This is a genomic window from Thiothrix nivea DSM 5205 (genome assembly GCF_000260135.1).
GTDB lineage: Bacteria > Pseudomonadota > Gammaproteobacteria > Thiotrichales > Thiotrichaceae > Thiothrix > Thiothrix nivea.
The window spans coordinates 2,783,095-2,799,726 of the sequence record NZ_JH651384.1; the positions used below are offsets into that span (position 1 = coordinate 2,783,095).

At 51.9% G+C, this 16,632-nt stretch carries 18 protein-coding genes; 11 read left to right on the top strand and 7 right to left on the bottom strand.

Annotation, left to right across the window (positions count from 1 at the left end):
• Positions 1–54 precede the first annotated feature (54 nt).
• The 4 genes from THINI_RS13875 to THINI_RS13890 are packed head-to-tail and all read right to left on the bottom strand — an operon-like array spanning position 55 to position 1,716.
• On the bottom strand, positions 55–483 hold the full coding sequence (locus THINI_RS13875) for a hypothetical protein (RefSeq protein WP_002709201.1): 429 nt from the start codon (positions 481–483) through the stop codon (positions 55–57).
• Positions 480–713 carry a hypothetical protein gene (locus tag THINI_RS13880; protein WP_002709202.1) on the bottom strand — a complete coding sequence of 78 codons (234 nt, stop codon included), beginning with the start codon at positions 711–713 and terminating at the stop codon, positions 480–482. The genes THINI_RS13875 and THINI_RS13880 overlap by 4 nt, the downstream gene beginning before the upstream one ends.
• A 17-nt stretch (positions 714–730) precedes the next feature.
• Entirely contained in the window at positions 731–1,078 is a 348-nt protein-coding gene (locus THINI_RS13885) for a hypothetical protein (protein WP_002709203.1), read from the bottom strand.
• Between the two features lie 2 nt (positions 1,079–1,080).
• Entirely contained in the window at positions 1,081–1,716 is a 636-nt protein-coding gene (locus THINI_RS13890) for a hypothetical protein (RefSeq protein ID WP_002709204.1), read from the bottom strand.
• A 314-nt stretch (positions 1,717–2,030) separates the two neighbouring features.
• Here THINI_RS13890 and THINI_RS13895 point away from each other — a divergent pair, with 314 nt between their 5' ends.
• Positions 2,031–2,462 carry a hypothetical protein gene (locus THINI_RS13895; RefSeq protein WP_002709205.1) on the top strand — a complete coding sequence of 144 codons (432 nt, stop codon included), beginning with the start codon at positions 2,031–2,033 and terminating at the stop codon, positions 2,460–2,462.
• Between the two features lie 358 nt (positions 2,463–2,820).
• Here the strand turns inward: THINI_RS13895 and THINI_RS13905 are convergent, their stop codons facing one another.
• The gene (locus THINI_RS13905) at positions 2,821–3,159 is read right to left on the bottom strand and encodes a hypothetical protein (RefSeq protein WP_002709207.1); all 339 of its coding nucleotides are present in this window, start codon (positions 3,157–3,159) and stop codon (positions 2,821–2,823) included.
• Between the two features lie 288 nt (positions 3,160–3,447).
• Here THINI_RS13905 and THINI_RS13910 point away from each other — a divergent pair, with 288 nt between their 5' ends.
• The 5 genes from THINI_RS13910 (at position 3,448) to THINI_RS13935 (ending at position 8,203) form a co-directional block, all read left to right on the top strand.
• Positions 3,448–3,717 carry a hypothetical protein gene (locus THINI_RS13910; RefSeq protein ID WP_002709208.1) on the top strand — a complete coding sequence of 90 codons (270 nt, stop codon included), beginning with the start codon at positions 3,448–3,450 and terminating at the stop codon, positions 3,715–3,717.
• A 672-nt stretch (positions 3,718–4,389) separates the two neighbouring features.
• Entirely contained in the window at positions 4,390–5,265 is an 876-nt protein-coding gene (locus THINI_RS13920; RefSeq protein ID WP_002709210.1) for an SPFH domain-containing protein, read from the top strand.
• A gap of 4 nt (positions 5,266–5,269) precedes the next feature.
• Positions 5,270–5,719, top strand: a complete 450-nt coding sequence (locus THINI_RS13925) for an NfeD family protein (RefSeq protein WP_002709211.1) — start codon at positions 5,270–5,272, stop codon at positions 5,717–5,719.
• A 215-nt stretch (positions 5,720–5,934) separates the two neighbouring features.
• Positions 5,935–7,137: an RtcB family protein gene (locus THINI_RS13930; RefSeq protein WP_002709212.1), complete on the top strand. Its 1,203-nt coding sequence runs from the start codon at positions 5,935–5,937 to the stop codon at positions 7,135–7,137.
• Between the two features lie 121 nt (positions 7,138–7,258).
• The gene (locus THINI_RS13935) at positions 7,259–8,203 is read left to right on the top strand and encodes a hypothetical protein (protein WP_002709213.1); all 945 of its coding nucleotides are present in this window, start codon (positions 7,259–7,261) and stop codon (positions 8,201–8,203) included.
• On the opposite strand, the gene THINI_RS13940 is transcribed toward THINI_RS13935, so the two are convergent.
• Positions 8,200–9,486 (bottom strand): ribonucleotide-diphosphate reductase subunit beta, encoded by a 1,287-nt coding sequence (locus THINI_RS13940; protein ID WP_002709214.1) that lies wholly within the window; start codon positions 9,484–9,486, stop codon positions 8,200–8,202. The genes THINI_RS13935 and THINI_RS13940 overlap by 4 nt on opposite strands.
• A 21-nt stretch (positions 9,487–9,507) precedes the next feature.
• Positions 9,508–13,470 (bottom strand): ribonucleoside-diphosphate reductase subunit alpha, encoded by a 3,963-nt coding sequence (locus THINI_RS13945; protein ID WP_211207031.1) that lies wholly within the window; start codon positions 13,468–13,470, stop codon positions 9,508–9,510.
• 415 nt (positions 13,471–13,885) lie between these two features.
• Here THINI_RS13945 and THINI_RS13950 point away from each other — a divergent pair, with 415 nt between their 5' ends.
• The 5 genes from THINI_RS13950 (at position 13,886) to THINI_RS13970 (ending at position 16,632) form a co-directional block, all read left to right on the top strand.
• The gene (locus THINI_RS13950; RefSeq protein ID WP_002709216.1) at positions 13,886–14,374 is read left to right on the top strand and encodes an HvfA family oxazolone/thioamide-modified RiPP metallophore; all 489 of its coding nucleotides are present in this window, start codon (positions 13,886–13,888) and stop codon (positions 14,372–14,374) included.
• A 3-nt stretch (positions 14,375–14,377) separates the two neighbouring features.
• Positions 14,378–15,205: an HvfB family MNIO-type RiPP peptide maturase gene (locus THINI_RS13955; RefSeq protein ID WP_002709217.1), complete on the top strand. Its 828-nt coding sequence runs from the start codon at positions 14,378–14,380 to the stop codon at positions 15,203–15,205.
• Positions 15,202–15,954 (top strand): HvfC family RiPP maturation protein, encoded by a 753-nt coding sequence (locus tag THINI_RS13960; protein WP_002709218.1) that lies wholly within the window; start codon positions 15,202–15,204, stop codon positions 15,952–15,954. Before THINI_RS13955 ends, THINI_RS13960 begins: the two co-directional genes overlap by 4 nt.
• A 52-nt stretch (positions 15,955–16,006) precedes the next feature.
• Positions 16,007–16,282, top strand: coding sequence for a hypothetical protein (locus THINI_RS13965; RefSeq protein WP_002709219.1), 276 nt, complete (start codon positions 16,007–16,009; stop codon positions 16,280–16,282).
• A 128-nt stretch (positions 16,283–16,410) separates the two neighbouring features.
• The gene (locus THINI_RS13970; RefSeq protein ID WP_002709220.1) at positions 16,411–16,632 is read left to right on the top strand and encodes a hypothetical protein; all 222 of its coding nucleotides are present in this window, start codon (positions 16,411–16,413) and stop codon (positions 16,630–16,632) included.

Consider the following 16,632-nt stretch of genomic DNA (forward strand, 5'->3'; position numbering starts at 1 on the left):
TGGGATAGTAGCCCTGAAGCTCTTAAAGAGCCTTAGAGCTAATTGCAGTAGGTTTTATGCAGTCTTTTCAGTTCTCCCAAAGATAAATGTTTTAACAAATCTGAATGTACCACCCAATAAAGTAGTGATACCTTTCCTGAGTTCTTCACCAAAGGATTCAGCATTTACTTCAGGTTCAATAGTCTCAACCCAGAACCCTAATGTTTTACTTCTTAACTTCGATAAGTTCCATCTGATACGTTTACCACCTTTGAACCTCCTGATAGCAATAAGCACCATGGGAAATAGAACAGCAGCAAGGGAGTTAGCCATAAACGCTATAAAGGACGTTCCAGCCAGTAACATATTAGCCACAACAGCTATCTGAAATAACAAGCTGAACAGTTCTGCGTGACCGACTACATACTTGGTAAAAGGTAAATGATTCATTGATTGATAAGAGCCATAGGTAATGACTACAGCAGCAAATAACAGGTATATCATGACACCACTCCTTTCAGACGATTGATAAATCCACTAAACCCAAAGATTATATTTAGCAATGAGTACGCCACAAAACAGGTTATCCCGACTTCAATCATGAAATTGGCAGCAAGGTAAAGCGGCGCAATGATTCCCATAGGAACCGACAGGAACAGTAACAGGTATGACATCCCATTCAGGATAATGCCAATACCCAGGAAAAAGACACTTAACAGATTTAAATCTTTCATTCTCATATCCTCACATTTCAAGCAAAGTGATAATTCAAACCTTTAGCATCAGCTATCTTTCTGAAATAACCTTCCAGAATAGTGTACGTGCCAAGGTAAAAGGCTAAAGAGAGTGCAACAGTAGTTGACAAGACCAAGAGAAGACTTGCATCAGAAAGCAGTGCAGAGGAAAGAATAAAGGCACTACCTGCATTAACCAGAAACGCGCCTATCATTCCCCTTACAGGATGTGCATAAGCTTTATGGGCATCTCTCACTTTTGACATAAAGAATGGTGTTATCAAAGCAAGGTAGATAACACGGTTATTGAATCGCACAGAAGGCTTGTTCAAATAAACCTTCAAGGCATGTAATAGTTCTAACATCACTATTCTCCTTTTGTTTTATAGGTATTGACCATTGCCATAAACTCAGGGGTGTATCGCCCATTCACGACAATTCGGTTAATCAGTTCCTGCAACTCAGACTTACTCAATACAAAGCCTCGTTCCTTCGCTCTGGTCAGCAGAAAACTCTGATATTGCCGACTCCTGGCAATCTTCTGGTAACGGGACAACTCCTTACCATGCAGGGTACATTTCTCACTATCCAACGCTGTCTTGAGCATACTGGGGGTTAGCTTGAATTCACCAACCACAGCAGCAAAGTCATTGATGGTCAGGTTTATCTTTTCCTCAGATGGCAGCTCACCTACATCCTCTTGTCCTTCAACAGAGAAATGCGGCAACAACAACACACCAGCAGATTCAGATTCCCTAACGGTTTCAGTTGCTTCCTCTGCAAAAACAAATTCACCTGTTGCCTTGTTCACAAAGAAGTTCCTGACCTTTTCATATCCTTCCTTGATTCTGGTAACAACCTTTTCACATTTATCAGCAACATAGGCTTTCACCTGATGGTACTTGTTAACCATATAAACCTTGACCTGTAGACCTTTCTCTTTCAGGCAGGCAACCGTTGATTCATAGACTTCCAATAAAGTCCATTCACTTGTAATAAACATAAGAATTACCTCTTTCGTTCAGACATAAAAAAAGCCATCAACCTTGTCAGTTGACAGCTCTATTTGGATACCGGGGGCATCGACCGAGATACTCCCCCCATATATATGACTCGCTATACCTTTAAGTCATACCAGGTACACATTCAAAGGATTATGATTTTAAGCACAGTAAGGAGGGTGGGGGCATCGAAAAACTTTCAGATTTAACTAAAAAGCCTTGCCCCTGAAAATATATTATATAAATTTTTGACTCCCTTTATAGTTTCAATTAACTTAATAGATAGAAAGATAAAACCAGATGAAGGGGTATTAAAATGAGTAACTTATTTGACGATATGGATAAACAGCAGTTTCTGTATCACCAACACTTTGATAATTACATAGAGCGTGTATATGAAAATGGTGAAGAAAATTCACTTAAAAGAATGAATCACTTATGGCCGACAGCTTACAAGGATATTTACTTATCAGATAGAAAGATTGGGCCATTTACTGTTAATACAGGAACAGGAGAAATAATTAGAGATGCGAGATACCCGGTTGCCATTGCAGGGACACTTAAGACGCAGCAAAAGGAAAAGCTGAAGGGTATTCCGATAGAAAGGAATAACAGGTTTAAGGATATGAGAAGGTTGGGCGATTTTCTTTATAGAAACAAATACACCATAGGCGTACCAACAGCACTAGGCGCATTAGGTTTAGGCTTATACTCAAGCAGAAAGGTGAATTTCAATGATAGTCAATAATGAAGTCATGTTCACTTGTAGGCAGTATATATCATTACAGGTCAAACTCGGCAAACTGGATAAAAGTTATTACTTCGACAAAAGCTTTATGCAGAGGTATCGGCTCAAATGTAAAAGTATCTCTGTAGATGAAGGTATCAGCATCACCAAAAAAAGACATTTCAACAGCCTCAAATCCAAGACTTCAAATGTCTATCCAGATGACATATTACAAAAGGCTCTGAATGAACTACAGGACGAACATCCTGCAAGGGTGTGAGGATGTTAACGTCTCTGGATAGTGACTAGACTTCATATTTAGACCATTCAGAACGACATGGGCTATCAGAGAGCCTTTAAACGGCTCTCCTGAATGTGGTTAATAAAATTTCTTCAGATGTTTATATTCACCTGCTATGCCAAGGATACCTTTACCAAGTATTCCAGCAGTTGCACCTATAGAAGCATTCACAAGGTCAGAATTATGGTAATCATTCCAATTGTAAGCTACATTGGCTACTGCTCCAATCATAGCAGCTTTACCTGCACCTCTTGATGTAAATGACATGCTAGTAGCATTTTTCAGTCTGAGTTTACCAATATCATCATCAAGAATATTCCTCAAATCACCCATCAGTTCCCTGTGAACATCATATTCACCTATCGCCCTATTCTTCACTTTGTTAAATATGCCAGTTGCATATGATTTCGTACTCATAATCATCATCTCCTTTATTGTTAATCTCTATCTCATCTAAAGACAGAAACTAGCGTTTACAGTAAATAGATTGTCACATAATTGACATTACCACAATATATAGTTATTTTTATAAAAAGCAGACACAATATATGGATTCTTACACAAACGTATTTTCTACACATCAGCATATATAACAAATCGCGCCAATCATTTCCTAACGGATAAAGAATGACTTTCAAAAAGTTGAGGTAAAAAAATCATGAAAAACAGGGCAAGAAGAATATGGTTCAACTTAAGGAAAAACAAATGAATTATGATTTAATGACCTTTAATAGGCAGCCACTTAGGTTCACCACCATAGAGAAAAAGTCCTATGTCTCACTATCAGATATTCTGAATATTTCAAATCTGACAAGGCCGAATAATCTCACCACCATAAATAGCAGCATCATTACTGAATACGGCTACAACCCAATAGAACTGATTTCAGTGATGGATGCCATTGAGCTTGTTAAAAGTGCTAATAAAGTTAATCCCAAATTGCTTGAAATCCTAGAAACCAGAGTTACCCATTAAAACCATGAACAAGTTAACCGTTAAATTCCCTTACCCAGATGAACAGAAACCCAATGAAGATAGCTACAAGTACAACAAAAGGCGCAAATGATTGAACTGAGCCTTTATGAACATTGGGTACTTAACTGTTTAGTCAGAAATCGCGCCCACTTCTATTACGACACAATTCCCTATTCAGGAGCACCAGATATTACAACTGTCAAGGAATTGTACCACGAGCACTTTGAACAGTTATTTAACAAGCCTGTAGAAACAGTTACTGGTGACTATATCGACCAGATTGAACATAGAGCAAATACCCTCATTGATAAGTTGCTGTCACTTGATCCGAATTCCTATAAGAATAAAAGAACCAAAAGGAGTAACTATCAGGTTTTTGATTTGCATTAAAGCCCCATCATAATCCAGATATTCAGATCACCGTTGCACCAGCCCTTCACACAGGCACTGTTACAGCAATAGATAACCTTCATCCTGGCTCTACCCTCATCAGTTCTCCACGGCAAAAATTCCATGTTAGGCTGTAACTTCGTTGAAACCACAGTCACTTGTCAAAAATTTCCACAGCCGATAACCCCACCTTCATCCGGAAATGTTCGCAGCCTAACCCCCTTGGCGATAAACTGACGTCCTATAGAAATAACAACCCATAACATCTGCAAGGAGCTTCCCATGTTCTCATCCTTCGCCATCGCCGTGCTGGTGTTCATCGCCGCACTGATCTTCATGGGCGTTAAAATGGTGCCACAGGGCTTCGCCTACACCGTCGAACGCTTCGGTAAATACGTCTACACCCTGCAACCCGGCCTTGGCCTGCTGGTGCCGGTCATCTATCAGGTCGGGCGCAAGGTCAACATGATGGAACAGGTGCTCGACATCCTGCCGCAGCAGGTCATTACCGCCGACAACGCCAACGTCAGCATTGACGGCGTGGTGTTCTATCAGGTGTTCGACCCGGCCAAGGCGTCGTATGAAGTCGCCCACCTGCAAAACGCCATCCTCAACCTGACCATGACCAACCTGCGTTCGGTGTGCGGCTCAATGGAACTTGACCACCTGCTGAGCAAGCGTGACGAAATCGGCGCACGGGTACTGACCATCGTTGACGAAGCCACCAACGCCTGGGGCGTGAAAGTGCTGCGCGTCGAAATCAAGGACATCGAGCCGCCTGCCGAACTGGTGCGCGCGATGAACCTGCAAATGACCGCCGAACGCCAAAAGCGCGCCCAGATCACCGAAGCGCAAGGCAAGAAGGAAGCGCAAATCCTCGAAGCCGAAGGCGCCAAGACCGCCGCCTTCCTGCGTTCCGAAGCGCGCGAACGGGAAGCGCTGGCGGAAGCGAAAGCCACCAAGATGGTATCCGACGCCGTGGCACAAGGTGATGTGCAAGCCCTCAACTACTTCGTGGCGCAAAAATACGTCGAAGCCTTGGGCAAGTTCGCGGATTCCGACCAGCAGAAAACCATTTTCATGCCCATGGACACCAGCGGTCTGATGGGTTCCATCGGCAGCATCAACGAACTGTGGAAAGCGATGAAGGACAAGTAAGGCCATGGAAAACCTGCAAATTGAATTCTGGCACTGGCTGATTTTCGGCTTCCTGCTGATGGCGCTGGAGGTGTTCGCCCCCGCCATGGTGGTGATGTGGTTCGGCTTTGGCGCGATTATCGCGGGCATTGCGCTGTGGCTGTTCCCGTCACTGGCGTTCGGCTGGCAAATCATTATCTTCGGTGTAGTATCGCTGGGCAGCGTGCTGGGCTGGCGCAAGTCACGCTTCCGTGAGGAAAACGTGCAATCCGACACGCCCGACCTCAACAACCGCCTGCACAGCCATATTGGCAAGGAATACACCCTGACGGAAGCCATCATCAACGGGCGCGGCTCCATGCGTGTTGGCGATACCGCCTGGCGGGTGCGTGGCCCTGATTTGCCTTCCGGCACGCGGGTGCGTATCACCGGGGTGGATGGCGTCATGTTCACGGTCGAAAAAACTGACCATTGACTTTTGTTTTCCAGGCGTTACACTTTCACCCCATTATCAACCTCATTCTACGGAGACACACAACATGCCAAGTACAAATCGGAGAATCAAAGCAGTTTAGTGTCTCCCGCACAACGCCGGGAGACTGATTTACCCAGTCATCCGGTGTGAACCAATCCGCAGTGCCCACGCGCTGCCTGAAAACCCCGGATGGCTTAAACCTTCGGGGTTTTTTTATGCCTATCAGTTTTATGCTCAACAAGGGCAAGGTTCCGGTGAAAATTTTTACCGCCGACGTGGACAGCGCCTCCCTCACGCAACTGGGGAACCTGTCGCAACTGCCCTTCATTCACAGCCACATTGCCGCGATGCCCGACGTGCACGCAGGCATTGGCGCAACCGTGGGGTCAGTGATCCCCACCCGTGGAGCCATCATCCCGGCAGCGGTCGGAGTGGATATTGGCTGCGGAATGAACGCCGTGCGCCTGTCGCTCAAGGCCAGCGACCTGCCGGACAACCTGTACAGCATCCGCAGCGCGATCGAACAGCGCGTGCCGACCGGTTTCGACCAGCATGACAAACCATCCACGCAGGGTGCGACCCTGAAAAACATGGAAAAGCATCTGGACGCAATCACCGACAAGCACCCGGCGTTGATCAAAATGGTGAAAAACTTCCACCGTACCTGGGGCAAACAGCTCGGTACGCTCGGCAGCGGCAACCATTTCATCGAGCTGTGTATCGACGAAAGCGATGACGTGTGGGTGATGCTGCACTCCGGCAGCCGGGGTATCGGCAACGCCATCGGGCGCTATTTCATCGAAAAGGCCAAAAAGGATGTCGGGCGCGAACTCGGCCAGTTACCGGACAAGGATCTGGCCTACTTCACCGAGGGCACGCAGCATTTCGACGACTACGTGCAAGCGGTCGGCTGGGCGCAGGATTACGCCATGACCAACCGCCGCGAAATGATGCGGCTGGTGCTGGATGCGCTGCAAACCTGCCAGCACCTGCCGACGTTCACCACCACGCGCGAAGCGATCAACTGCCACCACAACTACGTGCAGCAGGAAACGCATTTCGGCGCGGAGGTGTACGTCACCCGCAAGGGCGCGATCAGTGCGCAGCAAGGTCAGCTCGGCATCATTCCCGGCAGCATGGGCGCGAAATCCTACATCGTGCGCGGCTTGGGTAACGAGCAATCGTTCTGCTCCTGCTCGCACGGCGCGGGCCGCCGCATGAGCCGCACCGAAGCCAAACGGCGTTTCAACACCCGCGACCTGGAAGCCCAGACCGCCGGGATCGAATGCCGCAAGGACAAGGGCGTGGTGGATGAAATTCCCGGCGCGTACAAGGACATCGACGTGGTGATGCAGAACCAGGCCGACCTGGTGGAGGTCGTACATACGTTGAAGCAGGTTGTTTGTGTGAAAGGTTAAAGACCCTCACCCCCCAGCCCCCTCTCCCGGAGGTAGAGGGGGGAGCAAGACAGGGGGTTTCTCTTAGCCCCTCTCCCTCTGGGAGAGGGGTTGGGGTGAGGGTTCTTCAAGGAGCCAAATCATGGAAAAACACCAAGTAGACCTAATCCGCGAATGCCTGGAAGGCAAGCGCAAGGTGTTCCGCTACGCACCCGACAGCTACGCCATCCAGCTACTCAAGGACTACATCGGTGACGGCATGGGGGTCGGTGCATTGCGCCGTTCCCCCTACGCCAAGCTGCTGAACAAGCCGATTGTGATGGAGGCGCTGGCGATGGCAGGCAACGGCGTGCTCGAAATCTGGCATCTGGAGGCGGTGCTGGCAAAATACCGCGAACACACCCCGCTCAATTTCGTCCTCACCTTGGACGAATGGGGCACGGATGACAAGGAAGACCGCCATTGGAAACAGATTGTGCGCCCCGGTTATGAGCTGGTGCTGCAACTGAACTTTGCCAGCGATCACCAGAAACATTTCAAGGAACTGATCAGGACAGAACACAACGCCCCGTTTTCCTACCACGGCCACCCGGTACGGCAGGATGGCGAACTGGAAACGCTGGCATGGGCGCGGATCGACCTCGATTTCGCCGCCAATCAGGCGCTGATCGAGGAGCTTCAGTCCGACTGGGTGAAGAACGTGGCCGATCACGAACAGGACTGGAACTACGGCGCGGAAAACATGCAGAAGTACCGTGAAATATTCAAGCCTTACGCGAAAGTGTGGGACGAGGCCATCCTCACCGCCGCGCTGTGCCTGATCCGCCGTGATTTGGGCATCCGCGAGGTGTTCTACCACAGCTTTGACACCGGCAACCGGCTCAAGGGTATCGAGCGTTATTACCACTACGGCAAGCCGCCGCGTTACCTGTACACCGAGCTGCCAAAAAAGTTTTGCTTCGCCAAAACCAGCGAAGCGCCGGATTTCCTCAAGCAAGTCCGCTACGTGCACTACCTGCAACGGCACGGGCGGGCGCAATGGTTCAAGCTGCCAACATCAGGGAATGTCCACGGCAAGCCGTGTTAATCCCACTTCAGTGCACCACCAGTCTGGTACTCGGTCACGCGGGTTTCAAAGAAGTTCTTTTCCTTGCGCATGTTGGACTGCTCGTCCAGCCAAGGCAGGGCATTCTGTGCGCCGGGGAACGGTTCTTCCATGCCCAGTTGACGGGCGCGGCGGTTAGCGATGAAGCGGAACTGCTGGCTGTGGTCTTCCGCGTTGTAACCGAGGATCGGATTAGGCAACAGGAATTTGGCGTAAGCCTGTTCAGCCGCTTCGGCCTCATCCCACATGTCGCGCACGGCCTGCGGGTCGAGCTTGACGTTTTCTTCCTGCATGATCTGGCGCACCACGCGGATGCCGAAGGAGCAATGCAGCACTTCGTCGCGCATGATGTATTGCAGTTGCTCGGCAGTGCCTTTCATCAGGCCACGGCGTTGCAGGGCGAAAATGGGCGAGAAACCGTTGTAGAACCAGCAGCCTTCAAAAATCCCGGCGAAGAAGGTGTAGGACAGCACGAAATCGTGCAAATCATCGCGGTTCTTCAGGTCGATGTCGGCACGCAGGGCATCGTTCAGGCGACGGTTGGCCAGCTGAATCTTGCCGTTGATTTCTGGCACCACACGGTAGCGGTTGTAGATTTCTGACTGGTCGAGGCCAATGGTTTCGATGCAATGCTGGTAAGTCCAGGTATGGAGCGCTTCTTCATACACCTGACGTGCCTGGTAGATTTGCAGCTCTGGCGCGGTCATCTTTTCCATCACCGCCAAGCCGATATTGCGCATGGCGAGGATGTCGGAAGTGGTCAGATAAGCGAGCACGTTTTCGTACACATGCACTTCTTCCGGCTTCAGGTTGTGGTGGTAATCATGCACATCCTGCGCCATGTTGATGTCGAGCGGCGTCCAGTGGTTCTTGTTGGCGTTGATGAAAAATTCCCACGCCCAAGGGTACTTGAAGGGCGCGAGCTGGTTGATGTCGCCGCTGCCGTTGATGACGCGCTTGTCTTCGGCGCGTACCGGCTGTTGTGGTTTGAAGGCTTCATCCGTGAGCGGCTGGCGGGCGCGACGTAGTGCGGGCGCTTGCGTAGCGGCTTCCTCCAGGGGGGGGGAAGCCGCTTCTGTTACCTCCGTTGCAGACGCCTGCGGCTGCGCTGGCGTACTTTCTGCAACTTGGGTTTCAGTAACGATTTCACGGTTTTCTACCTCCACAACAGGTTCATCAACGGCATCAACGACTTTAAGTTGTGGTTTGTGGCCGTTTACACGAGGTATGGGTGCGGCCAGTGGGTCATCCCAGTTTAACATCATCTTGTTGTTCCTCCAGAAATCTTATTGGCAAGCTTCGCAGTCAGGGTCGAGCAGGGAACACGCTTTCGGCGCTTCCGAGCCTACCGATACCAGGCCAGCTGTTGCCTTGAATCCTGTTCCTGCTTCAGCCTTGGTTGGCTCGTCGCTGGAAGTTTTTTCCGCGCCAGTCGCACCCAGCGTGCGCAGGTAATAGGTGGTTTTCAGCCCGCGTACCCATGCCAGCTTGTACAGGTTGTCGAGCTTCGTGCCGTTTGGCTCTTTCATATACAGGTTGAGCGACTGCCCCTGGTCGATCCACTTCTGGCGGCGACTGGCAGCTTCGACCAGCCAGCGGGCGTCGATTTCAAACGCGGTGGCGTACTTGGCCTTGATCTCATCCGGCACACGATCCAGCGGCTGCACGGAACCGTCGAAGTATTTGAGGTCGTTCATCATGACCTCATCCCACATATCCAGACGCTTCAGGTCTTCCACCAGATACGGGTTGATAACGGTGAATTCACCCGACAGGTTGGATTTGACGAACAGGTTCTGGTAAGTCGGCTCGATGGATTGCGACACGCCACAGATGTTGGAAATGGTTGCAGTCGGCGCAATCGCCATGCAGTTGGAGTTGCGCATCCCCTGCTGTTTGATCAGGTTACGCAGCCCGTCCCAATCCAGGGTTTGGGTGTGGTCGACGATGAAGTATTCGCCACGCGCCTCACCCAGCATTTCCAGCGAGTCGATCGGCAGGATGCCTTTGCTCCACAACGAGCCTTCGTAGCTGGCGTAACGGCCACGCTCCGCTGCCATATTACTGGAGGCGCGGATGGCAAAATAAGACACCGCTTCCATGCTTTTGTCGGCAAACTCAACCGCTTCCGCTGACGCATACGCCAGATTCATTTTATAGAGCGCATCCTGGAAACCCATGATGCCCAAACCCACCGGACGGTGGCGCAGGTTGGAACGGCGCGCCTGCGGCACACTGTAGTAGTTGTAGTCGATGACGTTATCCAGCATCCGCATCGCGGTGGTCACGGTGCGCTCCAGCTTCGCCACATCCAGCTTGCCGTCAACAACGTGCGCTGGCAGGTTGACGGAACCAAGGTTGCACACAGCGATTTCGCTGTCATTGGTATGCAGGGTGATTTCGGTACAGAGGTTGGAACTGTGCACCACACCTGCGTGCTGGTTGGTGTAACGCACGTTGCAGGGGTCTTTGAACGTGATCCAAGGATGCCCGGTTTCAAATAGCATCCCCAGCATCTTGCGCCACAGGGTCAGCGCCTTGACCTTGCGGTGCAGCTTGATTTCGCCGCGCGCCACTTTGGCTTCGTATTCGGCGTAACGGGCTTCAAACGCCTTGCCGCTCAGGTCGTGCAGATCGGGCGCATCATCCGGCGAGAACAGCGTCCATTCACCTTCTTCCGCCACCCGTTTCATGAACAGGTCGGGAATCCAGTTGGCGGTGTTCATGTCGTGGGTACGGCGGCGCTCGTCACCGGTGTTTTTGCGCAATTCGAGGAAATCTTCGATGTCGATGTGCCAGGTTTCGAGGTAGGCGCAGACAGCCCCCTTGCGCTTGCCACCGTTGTGCACCAGCGCTGCCGTGGTCATGTAAGACTCGTCGCCTTCTACAATCAGGTCAAATACAAACGGCAAGGTTGGTGTGGTTTCGACGCTACGCACCCGGCTGAACACGCAGCCGTTGTAAGCCAACCAATTGTGCTTGCCAATTGGCTGACAATTGATCAATCCGGCAATTTCCGCCACTGCAGGAATGCGGATATCGAACACCTTGGTAATGCCGTTGAACTCAACCTGTGTACCATCGGAGCGGGTTCCGGTATGGGTATTGTCGCGTTCACGGTATTGCCCTGCGGTCGGCACGCCCAGGCGCAGGCATTGGTAACGCACCCCTTCCGCCAGTTGGCGCGAAGTGCTGGTGAAATAGATTTCTTTGCCCCGACTGACGCCGCCGTCGATTTCCAGCAAGCCTTGCAAAAGCGCCAACGTCTGTGGGCGTGGCAAATGGCTGAAACGGCGGGCAATGCGCTTTTCGCCTTGCGTGTTGTACAAATCATCGTAGGTAAATGGTAGGGTAGCCTCGCCCGCGCCGACAATACGCCCGGTTGTGCCATCACGTACTGCGCCACGCCCGCTTGCCCAGTGGATTTGTGCATAGGTTTCGCCGCGCCCCGTTTCCCAGCAATGGATGCCACGCGCAGCCAAATAATCACGCACGAATTGCAGGTGGGAATCGCGTTGTGGATTGCCGGATACGCCCCATTGCGTCCCGTTTTTGGAAAGATGGCCATCACCCAGCAAGATGCCGTACAAACGTGCATCGTCAGCATCAAAGCCATGCACCACAACGGTTTCAGTAGGAATCACTTGGGCGACATAATCGCCTTTTTGCAATTGGCCAGCTTCGACCCACTCCTGTTTGACCTTACCCTTCGCCAACCAGTCATGAGTATGGCTATTGGCTTGCTCCATGGGTACGCCACGGATAGCATAGAACGGATGCCCTGCCGTGACTTTCACGGGTTCAACGGAATGTTTCACATCCAGCGCCACCATCGCGTCATGCTGGTTGTAAACCATTGCCCGTTTGACTTCACGGTATGTGCCGCTAATGCCCAGCACCAGGTCGCCTGCCTTCACTTCACGGATAGCCTTGATGCCGTCAGCCGTGTGGATGCAGGTATCCGGCGCAAAACACTGATTCACGGCTACCGCCGTATCATTCGCCACTTTCAAGAACGGCACCACGCCCTGCGATTTGCCATTGGTTCCTTTGATATGCGCGCCCATGCCGCGCACCCGGCTCCAGTCATTGCCCAGACCGCCCGCGTATTTCGACAGCAGTGCGTTATCCTTAATCGCGTTATAGATGCCATCCAGATCGTCGGAAATGGTGGTCAGATAGCAGGAAGACAGTTGCGGGCGCAGCGTGCCAGAATTGAATAGCGTCGGCGTACTGCTCATGAAATCGAAGCTGGACAGTATGTTGTAGAACTCGATGGCGCGCTCCTCACGATCCACCTCATTGATCGCCAAGCCCATCGCCACGCGCATAAAAAATACCTGCGGCAGCTCAAAGCGCGTGCCTTCGTGATGCAGGAAATAACGGTCATACAAAGTTTGCAGGCCGAGGTAGGTGAACTGTAAATCACGCTCTGGTTTGATCGCCGCTCCCAACTTGTCGAGATCATAGTTTTTCAGGTCATCCGCCAGACGCTCAACTTTCACCCCAGTCAGGATGGTACGCTTGAGGGCTTCCGGGTACAAAGCCACCATTTCCACCTGGGTGGCTTCGGTCGGCTGGCCTTCGAGGAAACTCAGCACTTCACGGCGCAAACTGTCCAGCAACATGCGGGCAGCAACATGCGAATAGTTGGGGTCACGGTCAATCAGGACACGGGTACTAATCACCAGCGCAGTCGCCACTTCCTTCTCGGAAATGCCGTCATACAGGTTGCGCATGGCGGCATTCAGCACCTGCTCGGCGTTGACGCCTTCCAAACCCTCAACAGCCTCCACCACGATACGGCGCAAACGGTCTTCGTCCAGTGGCTTCAGATCGCCACTGGCCGTTTTGACATGAATAAGGTTTTCGGACTTTTTACCTTTTTTCTTGGCTTTGGCCTCTTTTTCAGCACGCAAACGGGCACGCTCGGCACGGTACAGCACGTAACTGCGCGCCACCTTGTGCTCACCAGCCCGCATCAGTGCCAGTTCCACCTGATCCTGGATGTCTTCGATATGTACCAGACCCCCTTCCGGGGTACGGCGCAACAATGCATCCACCACCTGCGCGGTCAGTTTGCGCACCGTATCGTGGATGCGGGCGGAACCGGATGCCTGACTGCCTTCCACATCGAGGAAAGCCTTGGTCATGGCGACCTGGATTTTGCTGCCGTCGAAATCGGTTACCTGGCCATTGCGGCGAATAACCTTACAGGAACAGGGTTGGGCATCTGACATGGTGAACATAATGGGCGTATGGGTGGCGGGTGTTAATTCCTGTGCGCTGGCGGCTTGCATTTTTTATCCTCGTGAGGCCGGAATGGCTTGACAATGGCGGTCGTTCTTGTGTAACCCCAGAAGTAGATTTCTTCTGGAGAAATACTATAGGATGTGTTTTTAGGGGTGGTCAAGCACAACATCTTGTCAGGAACTTGTGTGTAGCCTGTGGATAACCGGAGAAAATCCAGTACCGGTACGGTGTTAATGACAGCCGTGCGATGCCGGAAAATTTTTTCAAACATAGGCCGGTTTATTATTGTCTTTTTCGATAGCTTTGTGAAACCAGTGACTTGCTGCATCCACGCAGAAACTTTTTGCGTACAATCCTTCATGCCAGTTTCACTGCGCATAAAACAAACCAAATACACTGGAGATTTAGAGCATGAAGAGCACAACACCCCTGAAACTTGCACTGGGCGTCACTTTCACCACCGGCATTGCACTGGGCGCAGCTCAGGCTATCGCGGATAACCCGTTTGCTTCCAGCACCCTCAACAGCGGTTATATGCAGCTGGCCGATAACGACAAGGCGGGTGAAATGAAGTGCGGCGCGAGCATGAGCAAGGATGGCGAAGGCAAGTGCGGCGCTGGTATGAAAAGCGCTGATGGTGAAGACATGAAATGCCCTGCCGACGCCAACGAAGATGGAATGGTCACCAAGGAAGAGTTCATGACCTACCATGAAAAAATGTTCGACGAGGCCGACGCCAGCAAGGATGGCTCGCTGGACGCTGACGAACGCAAAGCCCTGCACAGCAAAATGATGGAAGGTAAATGCGGCGGCAAGAAAGAAGGCACCTGCGGCGCGGCCAAGACTGACGATACCAGCAAGCCTGCGGCTGAAGAAAAACCGGCTGAAGAGAAAAAGTAAGCCATGCCCGTGCCTGCACTCCACGGTGCAGGACTCGGCTTCCGGCGCGACCTGCTGGTTGCGTTGGAAGAGCGGGTTCCAGACTGCATCGACTTCTTTGAAATTGCCCCGGAAAACTGGATCGGGACGGACAAACACAGCAGCCGGCGCCTGCGTGCGTTCACCGAACGTTACCCGTTTGCCTGCCACGGCTTGTCGTTATCACTAGGCGGCTTGACGCCGCTGGATACGGAATTGCTTGGCAACATCAAAATCTTTCTGCGCGAACACAACATTCCACTCTATACCGAGCATTTATCGTGGTGTTCCGACCACGGGCACTTGTACGACCTGTTGCCCATCCCGTTTACCGAAGACGCGGTGAAACACGTCGTCAACCGCATCTGCCAGGCACAAGATGTTCTGGGGCAACCGATCGGCATCGAAAACGCCTCCTTCTACATGCAAGCCCCCATCAGCGAGATGGATGAAGCCACCTTCATCAACGCGGTACTGGAAGAGGCCGACTGCCTGCTGCATTTGGACGTGAACAACGTTTACGTCAATAGCGTCAACCATGCCTACGACCCACGCGAATTCCTGCTGAAGCTGCCCAAAGAGCGGGTGGTGTACATGCACATGGCTGGCCATTACGCAGAAAAGCCCGACCTGCTGATCGACACCCACAGTGCAGCGGTCATCGACCCGGTGTGGGAGCTGCTGGATTTCACCTACCAGCATTTCGGTGTGTTCCCCACCCTGTTGGAACGCGATTTCAACATCCCCCCGCTGGCGGAACTGGTTCCCGAAGTCGAGCAAATCGCCAGCCTGCAACGGAAACATGCCGCATGAATGCGACCGAAATTTTCCAGCGTGCTTTCGCCGCCCACCTGCGCGACCCGGAGGCCAACCCAGTCCCGCAAGGCGTGGATGCAGAACGGGCAGGTGTCTACGTCGAGCTGCTGTTCAATAACGTGGAAGATTTCCTCAGCGGCTGCTTCCCGGTGTTGCGACGGATTCTGGATGATGAGCAGTGGAATGCGCTGGTGCGGCAGTTTTACGCCGAACACGCCTGCCAGTCGCCATTCTTCCGCGAGATTCCTGCCGAGTTTGTGGAATGGCTCACTACACGGTTTGCATCGATAGCGCTCAGCGAACGCTACCCCTTCCTGCTGGAGCTGGCGCATTACGAATGGGTGGAAGTGCCGCTTTCCGTGGATGCAACCGAAATCAACTGGGAAGGCATTGACCTGGCGGGTGACTTGCTGGAAGGCACGCCAGTCTTGAACCCGGTCATGCTGCTACAAAGCTACCAATACCCGGTACACCTGATCAGCCCTGATTACCTGCCGACCGAACCGGAACTGACCCATCTGGTGTTGTTACGTGATCAGGATGGCAAAATCCAGTTTGTCAGCCTCAATGCCCCCACTGCCCGGCTGGTGCAGTTGTTGGAGGAAGGCTTGAATGCCCGCGCAGCCATTGCCCGGTTGGCGGAAGACATGCAGCATCCTGATCCCGCACAGGTTTTGCAGTTCGGCCAGCAAATTCTTGCACAGCTGAAAACACAATTTGTTATCTTGGGTGCATCCAAAGTGTGATTGTTTTACGTATCCAATGATAGTTCCAACCAACAACACGAGGAGTGTAACGATGCAAAAACGTAACCTGAGTCTGGCACTGTCTGTAGGCGCGATCCTGGTCGCTGGCTCTACCCTGAGTGCCTGCAACCATACCCCAGTCAAATCCGATGATGGCGCAAGCACTGCCGCAAAACCGGCTGATGGCAAATGTGGCGCGAAAAAGGATGGCAGCTGTGGGGCCAAGAAGGATGGCAGCTGCGGAGCCAATAAGGACGGCAGTTGTGGCGCTAAAAAGGATGCTACCTGCGGGGCGAAAAAAGACGGTAGCTGCGGAGCCAAGCAATAAGCGCTGGTGGTAACCAGTGACCGTGCCCGTCTATCGGCTATAAGTAGCAACATTGGCATATTCTATGTACGCCCAAAGGGTGGGATGTGTTATTGATAACGCATTCCACTATCTTTGAGGCTACACCCGTGAATAAAGCACACCCCCACGCGGCCACCGCTGCGAGCCTTTTCCTGACCGCCAGCCTGTTTGCCGCTTGCAGTGAAGCCCCGCCAACCAAGGAGGCCGATAGCAAAAGTGTTCAGGAAATCGCCAAAGAAGCCATGACTTCCAAAGGCAAGCTGAGCAAGGAGCAAATCAACGCCCTGATCAAGGCCAATGCTGCTTGCCGCCCTGGCGACCAGCACTGA